Genomic DNA, 14,859 nt, shown 5'->3' with positions numbered 1-14,859 from the left:
GACGGGCGGTCAGCCCGCCCGTGGGGGCCGCCCCCACAGGTCTGCCGCGGACCTGGGGGTCCGGAGGCCGGATCCCGTACAAACCACTGGTCGGGGTGGTGACTTACGGTGTTTTCCCAGGCGGTGGCAGAGGACTGTCACTGTATCGGCCGCCCTGTGACCGGGTGCCGATTCGCCTTTCCCTTAGCTCAGCTGGGCTAATCCCCCGTCGGGCGTGCGGTCACCAGCCGTTTCGGGAGGACGACGACATGAACTTCCGTACGACGAAGACGAGCCCGCCGACCAGGATCACGAAGATCAGGATCTTGAAGAGCAGACCGACCACGAACGCGACCAGGCTGGCGATCAGACCACCGAACACGACGATCGCGAGCACGGGCACCGCGATCCACTTCACCCACCAGGGCATCCCAGCGAATATCTCCCGCACGGCCATCGTCCTTACCTCGTCTCTGTGAGTTCCTGCTTCGATGCTAGAGGCGGAAGAAGGCCGCCGGACCCCCAGGAAGCCCTTGTCCTCCCCTGATCGATCCCTTAGGGAACCCTGGGACTCCCCGGCCGCGGACTCATCCCTCGGGCGGCGAGAAGACCACCATCACGCGCAGGTCCTCGGTGATGTGGTGGAACTTGTGCGCCGTCCCCGCGGGTACGTACACGACGCTCCCTCTCCCCACCTGTGTCGTTTCCATGCCGACGGTGATCGAAGCGCGACCGCTGACCACGAAGTAGACCTCGTCCTGGCCGTGCGGCTGCTGCGGATCGAGGTCGCCGGCGTCCAGGGCGTACAGACCGACCGACATGTTCCGCTCACGGATGAACTGCAGGTACGCGCCGTCGTTGGCGGCCCGTTCCGCCTCCAGTTCGTCCAGCCTGAATGCCTTCATGGACCGTCCGCCCCTTGCCTCATCCCAGCCGGTGTCCGCCACCGATCATGTCTGCCACGATCAGACACATGAAGAATTTCGTAGTCAAGACGATCGCCAACGCGGGTGCGCTCGCTGTGGCCATCTGGCTGGTCCAGGACATCACGCTGACCGGTGGCAGCACCGGCCGCAAGGCCCTGACGCTGATCCTCGTCGCGCTGGTCTTCGGCCTGGTCAACGTCGTGGTCAAGCCGATCGTGAAGCTGCTCACCCTGCCGCTCTTCATCCTCACGCTGGGCCTGATCACCCTCGTGGTGAACGCCCTGATGCTGCTGCTCACCTCCTGGCTGGCCGGAGTGCTCGACCTGAGCTTCCACGTCCACGGCTTCTGGACCGCCGTACTCGGCGGCCTGATCGTCTCGATCGTGTCCTGGGCACTGAACGTCGTCCTCCCGGACGAGGACTGATCCGCCCGGCGGGAAGCGTCCCGCGTCCACCTGAGACAGTGCGACCAGGACCGGTGACCGGCCGGGGAGAGAAGCGAGGACGAACCATGAGCACCAAGGGCGACGGAACGCGTGCGGTACGCGCGGGGCTGCCGGAGCCGCGGCAGTACGAGCCCACCCTCCCCGGGCCGGTCTTCGCCGCGCATTACCACCTGTCCGGCGAGCCCACCGGCCCCTACACCTACGGCCGGGACGGCAACCCCACGTGGACCCGGCTGGAACAGGCCATCGGGGAACTCGAAGCACCGGGCGAGGACGTGCAGACCAGCGTCTTCGCCTCCGGAATGGCGGCGATCTCGGCCGTCCTGCTCTCCCAGATGCGCAGCGGCGACGCCGTCGTCCTCCCCGACGACGGCTACCAGGCACTTCCCCTGCTGCGCGAGCAGCTGGAGGCGTACGGAGTCGAGGTGCGGACCGCGCCGACGGGTGGCGACGCCCAGCTCGCCGTGCTGGAGGGCGCGAAGCTCCTGTGGCTGGAGACACCTTCGAACCCGGGCCTCGACGTCTGCGACGTGCGGCGCCTCGTGGAGGCCGCGCACGCCGGCGGCACACTGGTCGCCGTCGACAACACCCTCGCCACCCCGCTCGGCCAGCGTCCGCTGGAACTGGGCGCGGACTTCTCGGTGGCCAGTGACACCAAGGGCATGACGGGCCACGGCGACCTGCTGCTCGGCCACGTGACCTGCCGCGACCCCGAGCTCACGTCGGGGGTGCGGCGCTGGCGCAAGATCGCCGGCGCGATTCCCGGCCCGATGGAGGCATGGCTCGCGCACCGCTCGCTGGCCACACTGGAGCTGCGGATCGAGCGGCAGTGCGCCAACGCCCTCGCGCTCGCCGAGGTGCTCTCCGAGCACCAGGCCGTGTCCGGGCTGCGCTATCCCGGCCTGCCCACCGACCCCTCGTACGCGAACGCGGTACGCCAGATGCGGCGCTTCGGCTCCGTGGTGTCGTTCGCGCTCAACGACCGGGGGACCGCGGAGCGCTTCCTGGCGGCCCTGCGGCTGGTCGAGGACGCCACGAGCTTCGGAGGCGTACGCTCCACCGCCGAGCGCCGGGGCCGCTGGGGCGGCGACGCGGTACCGGAAGGCTTCATCCGCTTCTCGGTCGGCGCCGAGAACGCCGCCGATCTGGTGGCCGACGTCGAACAGGCGCTGGCCGCGGCCACCGCCGGGAGCTGATTCCGCCGCCTCCCGTCGCGCGGTACGGCGGTCCGAGCCTCCCCCCTCGTGGCTCGGACCGCCCGGACCTTCGCGTTTTCCACGTGAAGGACCGCCTTGTCAAGGCTAGTTGACTCCGCGTCAGTGTCCAATCACAGTAGCGGCAGCGACCTATCGACATATTTATGGTTGTTCGGGTCCCATCGGATGCGTCACTGCGTGAGGGCGGAAGGACGAGACGTGGATCTGGCCCTGCTGCGCACTTTTGTCACCGTCCATCGAGCCGGCTCGTTCACCCGCGCCGCCGCGCTCCTGGGCCTTTCCCAGCCCGCTGTGACCTCTCAGATACGGACCCTGGAACGGCAGCTGGGCCGTCCGCTGTTCCTACGCAGGGCCCGGGGAGTGACCCCCACGACGATCGGCGACGAACTCGCGCACCGGGCCGCTCCGCATCTGGACGCGCTGGTCGAGATCACCGAAACCGGCCTCGACGAGAAGTCAGGTGTACGGACCCTGCATCTGGCCGGCCCGCCGGAGTTTCTCTCCGTGCGTGTCCTGCCCGTGCTCACACCGCTCATCGCCCAGGGCCTCGCACTGCGCGGTTCGTTCTCCGCGGACACGGACGAGATCCTGGGGGGCCTGGCCGCCGGGCACCACGACCTGGCCGTCGTGACGGCCCGTCCGCGCGGCGAGCTGCTCACGGCCACCCCGCTCTGCGACGAGGAGCACGTCCTGGTCGCCGCTCCCCGGTGGGCAGGGCGGCTGGCGCCGGGCACGCTGCGGCGCAACGGTCCCGTGGTCCTGGAGCAGCTGCCTGTGGTGGAGGTGCACGAGAGCCTCCCACTCGTCTCCCGTTACTGGGCCGCCGTCTTCGACCGTGCGCCCGCGGCCGCCGGCGCCGTGATCGCCCCGGATCTGCGGGCGGTCCTGGAGTGCGCGGCCGCCGGTGCCGGGCTGGCCGTGCTGCCGCGCTACCTGTGTGAGGACGCGCTGGAACGCGGCGAGGTGGTGGCGCTTCTCGACCCTCCCGTCCCACCGCTGCGCACCTACTTCCTGACCGCGCGAACCGGCACGCTCGCGCTTCCGCCTCTCGCCCGGGCGCACGAATGGCTGCTTCGGGCGGCGGCCGACTGGTGAGCGCAGGAGCGCCCGGCAGCGCCCCGGTGTTTCAGAACGGGCCCCATGGGCCACGCTTCTGCCATGACCGAACGTCCTGTGGTCAAGCGCACCGCACGCGCCATCCTGCTCGACGGCGACGACCTCGTCCTCATCAAGCGCACCAAGCCCGGGGTGGATCCGTACTGGGTCACTCCGGGTGGCGGGGTCGAGCCCGAGGATGCCACCGTTGTCGACGCCCTGCACCGGGAGGTGGACGAGGAGCTGGGCGCCAAGATCACCGACGTGGTGCCCTGCTTCGTCGACACCGTGGAACACGTCGAGGAGGGTGGCGTGAAGGGCGTCAAGGTCCAGCACTTCTTCGTCTGCCGCCTCGACTCCATGGACCTGTCCCTGCGCCACGGCCCCGAGATCGACGCCCCCTGCGGCGAATACGAGGTCGTACGCGTGCCCTTCAGCCGGGTCGGCATCGCCGCGGTGCACCTGGTACCGCTGTCGTTGCGGCACTATCTGGACGGCAATATCGAGGGGGTCCGGGCGTTGCACGCCGCTGACCTGGGCTGATGCCGACCTCTCCCGCGGCTCCGGACCCGCCGCCGGGTCCGGTCGGCTCGGCTCTCGCGTTGCGCCGGTCGGCCACTCGCCCCAGCGGGCCGGTTCGGACCGTGCCGACTCTCACGCCTGCCCGTGTTTCACGTGAAACCGTTCGCGGCCAAGGCCCGGGCTCGAATTTTTTCGCTGCGGGTCTTGGCCAGTTACGGTAAAGCGGTGGACGGGCGATCAACGGTCGGAGAGCCTGGCCCGTATGCCCAGCTCATTGCCCCGCCCGCTGTCCGATCTCCCCATCCGGCGCCTCACCCGGGACGACCTGGTCGCCTGTGCCGACCTCAGCGAGGACCGGGGCTGGCCGCGCGACGAGGAGCGCTGGACGCTGCTGCTCGCCGCCGGGACCGGCTACGGCATCGATGACCCCGACAGCAAGGGCCTGATGGCGAGCTGCGTGGTGCTCTCGTACGGACCCGAGATGGCCGCCGTCGGTATGCTGCTGGTCGCCGGGCGCCATGCCCGGCGCGGAGTCGGTCGGTACCTGATGCAGCGGGTGATCGAGTCCGCCGGGGACACCCCGCTCAGCCTGCACGCGACGGCCTCGGGCCGCCCCCTCTACGAAAAGCTCGGATTCGCGCCGTTGGGGCGCACCATCCGCCTGAGCGGGGCCCTCCGGCCACCCGAGGCTCTCGGCACCTCCGAGACCGTCATCCGGTCCGTGTCCGCCCACGATCTGCGGGCCGTGGTGCGGTTGGACTCGCTCGTCTTCGGACTCGACCGAACGCATCTGCTGACCCGGCTCCCGACGTTCGCCGACCACCTGCGGGTCGCTGAGGAGGACGGCGAGCTGACCGGGTTTGCCGCGCTCTCGCCGAGCGGGGCGAACCATGCCGTCGGGCCGCTGATCGCCAAGGACACGTCCACGGCGAAGCGTCTCGTGGCCTCGCTGGCCGAGGCGACGGACCGGCCGCTGCGCGTGGACGTCGATGCCCGTCACGAGGACCTGCTGGACTGGCTCGGCCGCTGTGGGCTGCGGTCGGACTCGGAGACCACGGTGATGTCCCTCGGCGGGCGCCGGCACACGGACTGGCAACGGTACTTCGCGCCCTTCAGCCTGGCCACGGGCTGACCTTCCGGAATCAGGCTCGGGGCTCGGGAACCGCCGTCTGCTCGGCGGTATGGGCGGCGACGAGGCGGCTCGGTGCGGCTGTACGGCGCTCCAGCGCACTGGAGGCGAGGGCGAGGACCAGAGCCGACGCGGCGAGCACCGCTCCCACCCAGTTGGGGGCCGTGTAACCGAGGCCGGCACCGATGACGATCCCGCCGAGCCAAGCCGCGAGTGCGTTGCCGAGGTTGAAGGCTCCGATGTTCATGGCGGAGGCCAGCGTCGGGGCGTCCACCGCCTGGTCGAGCACCCGCTTCTGGAGCGGAGGCACGGTCGCGAAGCCGAAGGCACCGATCAGGACGAGGGTGACCGCCGCCGCGACCTTGTTGTGGGCGGTCAACGTGAAGAGGGCCAGGACCAGGGCGAGGCCGCTCAATGACACGGAGAGCATGAGCGTCGGGCGGCGGTCGGCGTACCTGCCGCCGGCCAGGTTCCCGCCGACCATGCCGAGACCGAAGAGGACCAGCAGCCAGGTGACGGCGGAGGCCGAGTATCCGGCGGTCTCCGTCATCATCGGCGTGATGTAGGTGATCGCCGCGAAGACGCCGCCGAATCCGAGGACCGTCATCGCCATGGCGAGCAGCACCTGCACATTGCGGAAGGCGGCGATTTCCTGCCGCAGCCTGATGCCCTCGGCACGGGGCTGTTCGGGGACGAGACGGGCAACGCCGAGCAGCCCGAGGACGCCCAGCGCGGCGACGAGGAGGAACGTGACCCGCCAGCCGGCGTGCTGTCCGATGGAGGTGCCCACCGGCACCCCGACGACGTTGGCGACGGTGAGGCCGGTGAACATCAGGGCGATGGCACCCGCCTTCTTCTGTGGGGCGACCAGATCGGCCGCCACGACCGCCCCGATACCGAAGAAGGCACCGTGGGCGAGCGAGGCGATCACACGGCCGGCGACCATCACCTCGAAGACGGGAGCGGCCGCGGTGACCACATTGCCGACGATGAACAGGCCCATAAGGATCATCAGCATCCGCTTGCGGCTGACCTTCGTGCCGAGCGCGGTCATCAGCGGCGCCCCGAGCACGACGCCCAGTGCGTAGCCCGTGGCCAGGAAACCCGCGGCGGGGATGGACACCTGGAACTCTGCGGCCACCTCGGGAAGCAGGCCCATGACCACGAACTCGGTGGTCCCGATACCGAATGCCCCGATGGCCAGGGCGAGGAGTGCGAGCGGCATGGGTTCCCTTCCCAGACGATTGCTACTGCGCCTTACGTGCGTAGACAATAATTGCAAACGCGCTTTAATTGCAAGCGCCGACTATTGCGGTCGTGGGCTACTCTGGTCATAAGCAGCTCCGGCACGGAGGAGAGACCATGACAGCCACGGACCCGGCCCTGACCGCCCTCTCCCAGGGCTGGATCGCGCTGTCCCTGCTCCACGGCAAGATCGAGACCCGCGTCGAACGCGCCCTGCAGAGCGGCCACGACCTGAGCGTGCGCGAGTACTCCCTGCTGGACGTGCTCAGCCGACAGCACAGCGGCCCGGGCGGGCACCTCCAGATGAAGCAGGTGGCGGACGCCGTAGGGCTCAGCCAGAGCGCCACGACGCGGCTGGTCACCCGCCTCGAGGACAGGGGGCTGCTGACCCGGTATCTCTGTGACACCGACCGCCGGGGCATCTACACCGACGTCACTCCGGACGGACTCACCCTGCTCTCCGAGGCCCGGCCCACCAACGACCGCGCCCTGCGCAGCGCGCTCGACGAGGCCGCCGAGAACCCCGAACTGGCCCCGCTCGTACGGGCCGTCGAGGAACTGAAGGCAGTACCTGCCCAGGGCCGCTGACATCCGGCCCCAGCCCTTGCCGACTGCGTAGGCTGCGGATCATGAGCGACCTGGATATACGCCGCGCGACCGCTGACGATCTGGCCGAGATCGTGGCCCTGCTCGCCGACGACCCGTTGGGTGCCCGACGCGAGTCGCCGGACGACCTCGCGCCCTACCGGGCAGCGCTCCGGCGGCTGGCCGAAGACCCGAATCAGCACATGATGGTCGCCGCGCGCGAGGATCGCGTCGTAGGAACCCTGCAACTGACTGTGATTCCGGGGCTGTCCCGGCGCGGTTCGACCCGGTCCGTGATCGAGGGCGTCCGCGTCCACGCGGACGAACGGGGCAGCGGTCTCGGCACCCGGCTGATCCAGTGGGCGGTGGACGAATCACGTCGCCAGGGCTGCCAACTTGTGCAGCTCACCTCCGACGTGTCCCGCACCGACGCGCACCGCTTCTACGAGCGGCTGGGGTTCGTCGCCAGCCATGTGGGCTTCAAGCTCGCCCTCTGAACTGCCTGCCGCCCCCGACCCGCCTGCCGCATTCCTGAGGAGCCGACGTGCAACGCATCAGTGACGAAGAGCGGCGGATCCGCATCGCCCGACGCCATCTGCTGGTCCCCGGTGAGCGGGTGTCGTCCCCCGTCGCGGTGGCCGACGCCCTCGTCGCGCTCCACGCGACCGACGCGGCCACCGTCTTCCTCTCGGCCTGTGCCAGGCTCGCCGAGCCCGCCGTCGCCGAGGTCGAGCAGTCTCTCTACGAAGACGTCTCCCTGGTCCGAATGCTTTCCATGCGCAACACCCTCTTCGTCGTGTCCGCCGAGATGGCCCCGCACGTCGAGGCGGCGAACGCACGCGCTGTGGCCGCCAAGGAGCGCCGCACTCTGCTCAAGCATCTCCGCGAGGACGGCAACGGCCTGGACGAACGCTGGCTCGACGAGACCGAAAGGAGTGCTCTCGCCTTCCTGGACGGCAGCGGCCCCGTCTCGGGCAGCGAGCTCGCCGCCGGCGTGGCCGCCCTTCGCACCAAGATCACCGTGTTTCCCGGTAAGAAGCAGGAAACGGTCCAGGGCGTCGCGACCCGGGTGATCCGGGTCCTGGCCGCCGAGGGCCGGATCCGCAGGGACCGGCCACGGGGCTCCTGGACCTCCAGCCAGTTCCGCTGGGCCCCGGCCCGCCCGCGGCCCGCTGAGGAGACCGCTCCCGCCCAGGCGGAACTGGCCCTTCGCTGGCTCCGGGCGTACGGTCCGGGCACCGAGGCCGACCTGAAGTGGTGGACCGGCTGGGGCACCCGCGAGGTCCGTACCGCTCTCGCGGCGGTCGGAGCCGTGGAGGTACGGCTCGACAACGGGTCCTCGGCCTGGGTCGCCCCCGGAGACACGGAGCCCGACCCCGCCCACGCCCCCTGGGCGACCCTGCTGCCCGCGCTCGACCCGAGCGGCATGGGCTGGGCGGACCGTGGCTTCCATCTGCCGGACGATCACCGGGCAGCCCTCTTCGACCGCTCGGGCAACATCGGCCCCACGGTGTGGTGGGACGGCCGGATCGTGGGCGGCTGGGCCCAACGTGGCAACGGTGAGCTCACCTGGCGGCTGTTGACCGATCCGGGCCGGGAGGCCACGGCGGCGATCGAGGCCGAAGCTTCCCGGCTGGCGGGCTGGGTGGGGGAAGCCCGGATCACCCCACGCTTCCGGACCCCGCTGGAAAGGGAGTTGACGGCCTGAGCGGCTGTGCTGCCCGTTTCACGTGAAACGGGCAGCATCTGTTCCCGGCGCCTCCGGCTGCGTTCAGTCCCCCAGGCCGCGCCACCCCTGCTCGTCCACGCCGCCCGGTACCGGTGCCGCGGGGTCGTACGGCTCACGCGTGAAGACGAAGGACCCCAGATCGAGGTGGCTCACCCCGCCGTCCGCGTTCCGCGCGATCCGCAGCGTCTCCCCCGCGTAGTAGCCGTCCAGGCCCACCCATGTGCCGTCGGTGCGCGCGGCGAAGCGAGCACCCCGGCCCTGGCCGTTGACTTGCCGCAGTTCCAGCCCGCGATCGGCGGTCAGCGTCAGGATGTTGGGGCGCGTGGCCCAGTACCAGGGCCCGGTCAGAGCGAGAAGTTCACCGTCCACCTCGGGCAGCGGGCGCCATGCCTCAGGGATGCGCGGCTCGGCCTCGGCGACGATGTCCACGAGGTCGGCGGCAACCTCGCCGATCACCACCCCGGAAGTCGCGTTGACGAGCACCACGGCAGCCACATCATCCTCGGCGCTGACCCAGAGGGCGGCCAGGAATCCGGGGAGCGAACCCGTGTGCCCGATGAAGGTACGCCCCTTACGCCTGACCAGTTGCAGTCCCAGACCATAGTGATCGACCCACTCACCGGGGGCGGGAGCGGCCGACGGCTGCTTCATCTCCTCCACCGACGCCGCGCCGAGCACCCGGTCGTCGCCCCTGGCGAGGAAGGCCGCGAAGCGGAGCAGATCCGCCGTCGTGGACCAGAGCTGTCCGGCGGGCGCCATGAGCCCCAGGTCCTCCACCGGTTCGGGAAGCAAGGCATCCGCCCAGGGATGCACCGCCCAGCCGTCGGCGTGCCGCGCCTGCGGAAGAAGACTGGTCCGGTGCATGCCGAGGGGTTCCAGCACCTCGGCACGCAGCGCCTCCTCCCAGGACACCGCGCGCACGGTCTCGACCAGTGACCCGAGCAGCGTGTAACCCGGGTTGGAGTAGTGGTGCCGGTTGCCGGGCGGATGCATCGCGACCTGACCCTCGAGCACGTCCGCGAGCGTGGGCCGCAGACTGCCGGGGGTCCGCTCCCACCAGGGCGCGGTCGTCTCCGCTCCGAGCCCCGCGCTGTGGCCGAGCAGCTGGCGGATGGTCACGTCGCCCGCGCCGGTGCCGGGCAGGTGCTTCTCCAGTGGATCCGCCAGGTCGAGCAGCCCTTCATCACGCAACCGCATCACCAGGACGGCGGTAAAGGTCTTGGTGAGAGAACCGATCCTGAACTGCGTGTCGGCGTCCGGGGCATGACCGTCGACGCAGCTGCGCGCCCCCTCCCAGACAACCTGTCCCTGTCGTTGGACGGCGGCGACCAGAGAGGGACTACGCCCTTCGGCCTGAGCCGTGGCGACGCGGTGCAGCAAGGCCCGTCGGGTGCCGGGAAGCAACTGTTCAACTGGAGAAGTCATCGTCAACAACTACCGCCCGCTCCGGCGTATGGCGACTCCATTTCCCGGCCCGGTTGTAGGCCCTCGCTTTCGGTGCAGGTCCTCGCTTTCGATGTACGTGCCGACCCTGAGCCTCTGACATTCCTCTTCAGCCTCACCCGATGCCGGCCGACGGCTGTCTCAGATCGGTGTCATTTCCTCAGACCGTGCAGCAGCCTGCACTGCCTGTCCGCACGCCCGGCCTGGGTACGCCACCACGTACGGAGATATGTGCACCAGCGGCCCATGTCACCGCGTGGGCATGGCGGTGGCAGGGCGACAAACCTCCAAGATGACTCCGGTGCCGGCCACGGTTCGATCCTCGTGCATGGTGATCTGCTGGCCGGGCTGGACGTGCGTCCAGTGGGAGGGGGTGAGGGGCACGAGGCGAACCGTGGCTTGCCCACCAGGCTCCAGCATGGGCATGTTCTCCACCCAGAGCCCAGCGATGCTGACCGCACGTCCGCCGGTGGGTGAGAGGCGTCCGATGTCCCACATGGGCCGCAGAACACCGTCGCCGGGAATTGGCGTCGTGCGTCGCACCTCGGCAGCAGGGCGGAGCGTCAGATCCGCCCGGATCACACCGTTGCGGATCTCGGAGCATCGCCAATCGCACCACCTCGCGCTCCGCTCCAGCTGGAGCTCCTCAGCCGCTTCGGCGAGCTGCTCCCAGAACGCCACAGGGAGCGAGCGAGCGTCCCCGAGCTCTTCCAGCAGGACCAGGGCCATTTCACACTCGTCGTGGTCGAGGTAGTCCCAGACTTCTCGCACCGTGATGTCGTTCTCGGTGGCGGTCTCTTCCGGAACCAGCAGAGAGGCTGCTTCGAGCACCTCAGAGACGTCCATGCGCTCATTGTCGACCACATGAAGGTGCTGCCCGGTCTGAATTGTCAGACCCTGCGCTTAGGGTGCGGCGAGATGGGGCCGGTCCGAGGCCGCCGGCATCGGAAGACGGCAGCCTCCCCGGCCTGCTCGGACTGGTCTCGACCCAACCGGCGTCCAGGCATCGTGACGAGCCACAAGTGCAGCCTGTCAGTCCGGCCCCTTTCAGTACCTGATCGAAGTCAGTATCGAGCGAGCCGGTGCAGCGCACCCGCCCCGGGTGCATGCACCGCGATAGGAGAGCGGCGTGAAGGACAGCGCGTTGTGGCGAGTCGTTGACAACCAGAGTGGTACCCAGTCCATCGTCAGCACGCCCTCCGAGGCGGTTGCGTTCGTCAACAGCCGGTTCGACACCGATGACGACGACGAGCCGTTCAGCATCAACGAGGTCGGCCCTCTCCTTCCGAGGCCGCTCGGGATCATCACCGCATGGGCCGCCGAGAAGGACGGCGAGCGAACGGACGGGCGTACTGCGCCCATCACCATCAGACCGGTTGTGACGGACAACGCCATTGAGTGCGAAGCCGTCGTGCTCTGGGACGACGTATATGTGTCATGGGACCACGACATGTACACCGTCGAGGGGCCGGACGGCTCCGATTACAGCGAGGCTCACAGCGCGGCCGAGTTGAGCGGGATTCTCGACGAGTACGCCGACGACTACGAGTACGCGCCTGAAGAGCCTGACAGCCAGAGGTGGCCGAAACCGGGAGAGTTGATCCCCTACGGGGCCCAGGAGTGCGCCAAGCGGTTCGGGCACCTTGACGACGACTCCCTGCTGTGGCTGGCTGCCACCCGCGTCACGCTCGCCGTGTGGCGCAACACACCCGTCGAGAACTGGCATGCCGGTATCAGTCCGCTCCACGACGGCACGATGATGCGGATCAACGTGGCAACCACCCGCCTCGTGCGCTCGATGCTTTCGTTCGACCATGTCGACTGGATCGCTGTCGGTCTCGCGATCGTCGACCCGTCCCGGGTCCTACCGACAGGGCAGTCCGTGCTCGAGCTCGGGCTGGCCTGCCACAACGCTGACGACCCGGCGCACGAGGTTGATCCGCGAGAAGAACTCGCGGAGATGGCACAGGACGCGATCTCCTGGGGGCGAAGGTACCGCCTTCACGAGAAAGAGTTCGGCCTGCGGACCCTGATCGAATACTTTTGCGCTTCCGACAACGGCTGGTTCGGTGCACCGAGTTGGGGGCGCATCGTCGATCGGTTCCTTACGGCTGTCGACGACCGGGAGAACGCGCACTGGCGCCTGCACCGGGACAAGCCTTGGTTCGACGAGTGGTTCACCAACCGCCCGTCCGATATTGCGGACATAAAGGAATTTCGTCGGCTACTCCTTGCCGGGCCCGACCTGCTGTCCGAGGAGGCCGCCGAATGGTGCGTGGAGGGTGCCATCCGCTTCGTCTGCCAAGACGACCACACAAACGACTGCTGGCGGTGCGGTATCCCACGGGCAACGGAATCCCCCGACAAGTGAACGCGGGCACCAGCAGCGGCGTTCGATCCGGTTGATCTGTGCGACGAGGGTGGCGGTCTTGAGGCCGAGGGCTGCTGCCGCCGCGCTGAGGCTGGGGCGGGCGAACGCGGCGGCGAATCGGAACGGGCGTTCGTCGGCGCCTCGGCCGGTGAGTGCGGGTCGGAGGATGCGCGATGCGCAGCCAGCCTCGTCGGCGGCTCCGAGTGCTCGATCAGACGGTTCCGGTCGGTTGTCCCGCGGGGCTGGTAGTGCTGGGGCCCGTCGCGGAGCGGGACGTCGTAGTCGTGTGCGCGAGCGGTCAGCACGTGACGCAAGAAACCGGTGGCCGCGCTGATCTGGTTGAGGGACTGGTGTTCGCCCGCGTAGAGGCGCGCGAAGTCTTCTCTCGTCAGCTCCCGACGAGCCCTTCGGCGGTTCCCGCATAGTGCCGCTGCCCCCATTGGGCCGCCCCAACGAGCCACGGGATTGACCGACGATTATCGATTCCGTTGCGGAGCGGTCAGTCACATGACGTAGCGGCGATTGAGAAAATGACACGGGATGTGAGAAGCCGCATCGGTGCCGGTCAGGTCTGCGCCATGTCCACGAAGCGGGAGTAGTGGCCCTGGAAGGCGACGGTGATCGTCGCCGTGGGGCCGTTTCGGTGCTTGGCCACGATCAGGTCCGCCTCGCCGGCGCGCGGCGACTCCTTCTCGTATGCGTCCTCGCGGTGCAGCAGGATGACCATGTCGGCGTCCTGCTCGATGGAGCCGGACTCACGGAGGTCGGAGACCATCGGCTTCTTGTCCGTGCGCTGCTCGGGGCCACGGTTCAGCTGGGAGAGCGCGATGACCGGCAACTGCAGTTCCTTGGCCAGAAGCTTCAGGTTTCGCGACATGTCGGAGACCTCCTGCTGACGGCTCTCGGCGCGCTTCGAACCGCCGGACTGCATCAGCTGGAGATAGTCGATGACCACCAGTTTGAGGTCGTTGCGCTGCTTGAGGCGACGGCACTTCGCCCGGATCTCCATCATGGAGAGGTTGGGGGAGTCGTCGATGTAGAGCGGCGCCGCGGAGACGTCCGGCATACGCCTGGCCAGCCGCGTCCAGTCCTCGTCGGTCATCGTGCCGGAACGCATGTGATGCAGGGCCACCCGCGCTTCGGCGGACAGCAGACGCATCGCGATCTCGTTGCGCCCCATTTCCAGGGAGAAGATCACGCTGGGCATGTTGCTCTTGATCGAGCAGGCGCGGGCGAAGTCCAGGGCGAGGGTCGACTTACCCATGGCGGGGCGGGCCGCGATGACGACCATCTGGCCCGGGTGCAGACCGTTGGTCAGGGCGTCGAGGTCGGTGAACCCGGTGGGCACTCCCGTCATCTCGCCACTGCGGGAGCCGATCGCCTCGATCTCGTCCAGGGCGCCTTCCATGATGTCGCCGAGCGGCAGGTAGTCCTCGCTGGTCCGCTGCTCGGTGACGGCGTAGATCTCCGCCTGGGCCGAGTTCACGATGTCGTCGACATCGCCGTCGGCCGCGTATCCCATCTGCGTGATCTTCGTACCGGCTTCCACCAGCCGCCGCAGGACCGCGCGCTCGTGGACGATCTCCGCGTAGTACGAGGCGTTGGCGGCCGTCGGTACCGACTGGACCAGGGTGTGCAGATACGGGGCCCCGCCCACCTTGGTGATCTCGCCGCGCTTGACCAGTTCGGCGGCCACGGTGATCGGGTCGGCGGGCTCACCCTTGGCGTAGAGGTCGAGGATCGCCTGATAGACGGTCTCGTGCGCGGGGCGGTAGAAGTCGTGGCCCTTGATGATCTCCACGACATCGGCGATGGCGTCCTTGGACAGGAGCATGCCGCCGAGCACGGACTGCTCCGCGTCCAGATCCTGGGGCGGAACCCGCTCGAAGCCCGCGGATCCGCCCTCCCAGTCGCGCGACTCGCGACCGCGGTCGTGGCGGTCGCCACGGTCCCGGTCCTCACCCCTGCGCTGGCGGGATACGGGCAGCCGGTCACCGGGGCCGGTGTCCGCCCAGGGGTCGTCCAAGGGTTCGGGAATGCTCATCCGGCCACCTCCTCCCGTCCGCTCCGCGGACCTAGCCGTGCTTCTCTTTCTTACGGCACGGCACCGACAAACAAGACCCCCGACTCCGGTTCCGGTGTGTCGAGTTCTGCGGTGTCGCAGAGCCAAAA

General features: G+C 68.9%; 15 protein-coding genes. 9 read left to right on the top strand and 6 right to left on the bottom strand.

What is annotated here, in order from left to right; all coding sequences use genetic code 11:
• Nucleotides 1–220: 220 nt before the first annotated feature.
• Together G3I41_RS06340 and G3I41_RS06335 are read right to left on the bottom strand one after the other, a co-directional pair.
• Nucleotides 221–436 carry a DUF5326 family protein gene (locus G3I41_RS06340; protein WP_164399305.1) on the bottom strand — a complete coding sequence of 72 codons (216 nt, stop codon included), beginning with the start codon at nucleotides 434–436 and terminating at the stop codon, nucleotides 221–223.
• A 130-nt stretch (nucleotides 437–566) separates the two neighbouring features.
• Nucleotides 567–884: a cupin domain-containing protein gene (locus G3I41_RS06335; RefSeq protein ID WP_164399304.1), complete on the bottom strand. Its 318-nt coding sequence runs from the start codon at nucleotides 882–884 to the stop codon at nucleotides 567–569.
• A gap of 68 nt (nucleotides 885–952) precedes the next feature.
• Between G3I41_RS06335 and G3I41_RS06330 the strand changes: the two genes are divergently transcribed.
• The 5 genes from G3I41_RS06330 to G3I41_RS06310 all read left to right on the top strand — a co-directional run bounded on the left by G3I41_RS06330 (nucleotide 953) and on the right by G3I41_RS06310 (nucleotide 5,317).
• On the top strand, nucleotides 953–1,330 hold the full coding sequence (locus G3I41_RS06330; protein ID WP_164399303.1) for a phage holin family protein: 378 nt from the start codon (nucleotides 953–955) through the stop codon (nucleotides 1,328–1,330).
• 86 nt (nucleotides 1,331–1,416) lie between these two features.
• Nucleotides 1,417–2,547 (top strand): cystathionine gamma-lyase, encoded by a 1,131-nt coding sequence (locus tag G3I41_RS06325; RefSeq protein ID WP_164399302.1) that lies wholly within the window; start codon nucleotides 1,417–1,419, stop codon nucleotides 2,545–2,547.
• A 219-nt stretch (nucleotides 2,548–2,766) separates the two neighbouring features.
• On the top strand, nucleotides 2,767–3,663 hold the full coding sequence (locus G3I41_RS06320; protein WP_164399301.1) for a LysR family transcriptional regulator: 897 nt from the start codon (nucleotides 2,767–2,769) through the stop codon (nucleotides 3,661–3,663).
• A 63-nt stretch (nucleotides 3,664–3,726) separates the two neighbouring features.
• Complete coding sequence (locus G3I41_RS06315; protein ID WP_164399300.1) at nucleotides 3,727–4,206, top strand: NUDIX hydrolase; 480 nt, start codon at nucleotides 3,727–3,729, stop codon at nucleotides 4,204–4,206.
• 241 nt (nucleotides 4,207–4,447) lie between these two features.
• Complete coding sequence (locus G3I41_RS06310; protein ID WP_203600292.1) at nucleotides 4,448–5,317, top strand: GNAT family N-acetyltransferase; 870 nt, start codon at nucleotides 4,448–4,450, stop codon at nucleotides 5,315–5,317.
• A 10-nt stretch (nucleotides 5,318–5,327) separates the two neighbouring features.
• Here G3I41_RS06310 and G3I41_RS06305 read toward each other — a convergent pair whose 3' ends face one another.
• The gene (locus G3I41_RS06305) at nucleotides 5,328–6,539 is read right to left on the bottom strand and encodes an MFS transporter (RefSeq protein WP_164399299.1); all 1,212 of its coding nucleotides are present in this window, start codon (nucleotides 6,537–6,539) and stop codon (nucleotides 5,328–5,330) included.
• 137 nt (nucleotides 6,540–6,676) lie between these two features.
• Here G3I41_RS06305 and G3I41_RS06300 point away from each other — a divergent pair, with 137 nt between their 5' ends.
• Genes G3I41_RS06300 through G3I41_RS06290 form a run of 3 tightly spaced genes read left to right on the top strand, consistent with a single transcriptional unit; the run spans nucleotide 6,677 to nucleotide 8,852 of the window.
• Nucleotides 6,677–7,147 (top strand): MarR family transcriptional regulator, encoded by a 471-nt coding sequence (locus tag G3I41_RS06300; RefSeq protein ID WP_164399298.1) that lies wholly within the window; start codon nucleotides 6,677–6,679, stop codon nucleotides 7,145–7,147.
• Between the two features lie 41 nt (nucleotides 7,148–7,188).
• A complete protein-coding gene (locus G3I41_RS06295) occupies nucleotides 7,189–7,641 on the top strand; it encodes a GNAT family N-acetyltransferase (protein WP_164399297.1) in 453 nt (150 codons plus the stop codon).
• A 47-nt stretch (nucleotides 7,642–7,688) separates the two neighbouring features.
• Nucleotides 7,689–8,852: a winged helix DNA-binding domain-containing protein gene (locus G3I41_RS06290; RefSeq protein WP_164399296.1), complete on the top strand. Its 1,164-nt coding sequence runs from the start codon at nucleotides 7,689–7,691 to the stop codon at nucleotides 8,850–8,852.
• A 63-nt stretch (nucleotides 8,853–8,915) separates the two neighbouring features.
• Here G3I41_RS06290 and G3I41_RS06285 read toward each other — a convergent pair whose 3' ends face one another.
• Both G3I41_RS06285 and G3I41_RS06280 read right to left on the bottom strand, forming a co-directional pair.
• Nucleotides 8,916–10,298 (bottom strand): serine hydrolase domain-containing protein, encoded by a 1,383-nt coding sequence (locus tag G3I41_RS06285; RefSeq protein ID WP_164399295.1) that lies wholly within the window; start codon nucleotides 10,296–10,298, stop codon nucleotides 8,916–8,918.
• Nucleotides 10,299–10,565: 267 nt separating this feature from the next.
• Nucleotides 10,566–11,162 (bottom strand): hypothetical protein, encoded by a 597-nt coding sequence (locus G3I41_RS06280; RefSeq protein ID WP_164399294.1) that lies wholly within the window; start codon nucleotides 11,160–11,162, stop codon nucleotides 10,566–10,568.
• 283 nt (nucleotides 11,163–11,445) lie between these two features.
• Between G3I41_RS06280 and G3I41_RS06275 the strand changes: the two genes are divergently transcribed.
• Entirely contained in the window at nucleotides 11,446–12,687 is a 1,242-nt protein-coding gene (locus G3I41_RS06275) for a hypothetical protein (RefSeq protein ID WP_164399293.1), read from the top strand.
• A 565-nt stretch (nucleotides 12,688–13,252) separates the two neighbouring features.
• On the opposite strand, the gene dnaB is transcribed toward G3I41_RS06275, so the two are convergent.
• Nucleotides 13,253–14,731: a replicative DNA helicase gene (gene dnaB / locus G3I41_RS06270; RefSeq protein WP_164399292.1), complete on the bottom strand. Its 1,479-nt coding sequence runs from the start codon at nucleotides 14,729–14,731 to the stop codon at nucleotides 13,253–13,255.
• Nucleotides 14,732–14,859: the final 128 nt, after the last annotated feature.

The organism is Streptomyces sp. SID9727 (assembly GCF_010550605.1).
GTDB lineage: Bacteria > Actinomycetota > Actinomycetes > Streptomycetales > Streptomycetaceae > Streptomyces.
Note: the sequence above shows the minus strand (reverse complement) of the source record. Positions and strands in the feature narration are given on the sequence as shown.

Excerpts from the sequence above, each read along its gene's own strand:
- G3I41_RS06325 (WP_164399302.1), top strand. The coding sequence starts at position 1,417 with ATGAGCACCAAGGGCGACGGAACGCGTGCGGTACGCGCGGGGCTGCCG.
- G3I41_RS06300 (WP_164399298.1), top strand. The coding sequence starts at position 6,677 with ATGACAGCCACGGACCCGGCCCTGACCGCCCTCTCCCAGGGCTGGATC.
- G3I41_RS06285 (WP_164399295.1), bottom strand. The coding sequence starts at position 10,298 with ATGACTTCTCCAGTTGAACAGTTGCTTCCCGGCACCCGACGGGCCTTG.
- G3I41_RS06295 (WP_164399297.1), top strand. The coding sequence starts at position 7,189 with ATGAGCGACCTGGATATACGCCGCGCGACCGCTGACGATCTGGCCGAG.
- G3I41_RS06310 (WP_203600292.1), top strand. The coding sequence starts at position 4,448 with ATGCCCAGCTCATTGCCCCGCCCGCTGTCCGATCTCCCCATCCGGCGC.
- G3I41_RS06280 (WP_164399294.1), bottom strand. The coding sequence starts at position 11,162 with ATGGACGTCTCTGAGGTGCTCGAAGCAGCCTCTCTGCTGGTTCCGGAA.
- G3I41_RS06335 (WP_164399304.1), bottom strand. The coding sequence starts at position 884 with ATGAAGGCATTCAGGCTGGACGAACTGGAGGCGGAACGGGCCGCCAAC.
- G3I41_RS06315 (WP_164399300.1), top strand. The coding sequence starts at position 3,727 with ATGACCGAACGTCCTGTGGTCAAGCGCACCGCACGCGCCATCCTGCTC.
- G3I41_RS06330 (WP_164399303.1), top strand. The coding sequence starts at position 953 with ATGAAGAATTTCGTAGTCAAGACGATCGCCAACGCGGGTGCGCTCGCT.
- G3I41_RS06340 (WP_164399305.1), bottom strand. The coding sequence starts at position 436 with ATGGCCGTGCGGGAGATATTCGCTGGGATGCCCTGGTGGGTGAAGTGG.
- G3I41_RS06305 (WP_164399299.1), bottom strand. The coding sequence starts at position 6,539 with ATGCCGCTCGCACTCCTCGCCCTGGCCATCGGGGCATTCGGTATCGGG.
- dnaB (WP_164399292.1), bottom strand. The coding sequence starts at position 14,731 with ATGAGCATTCCCGAACCCTTGGACGACCCCTGGGCGGACACCGGCCCC.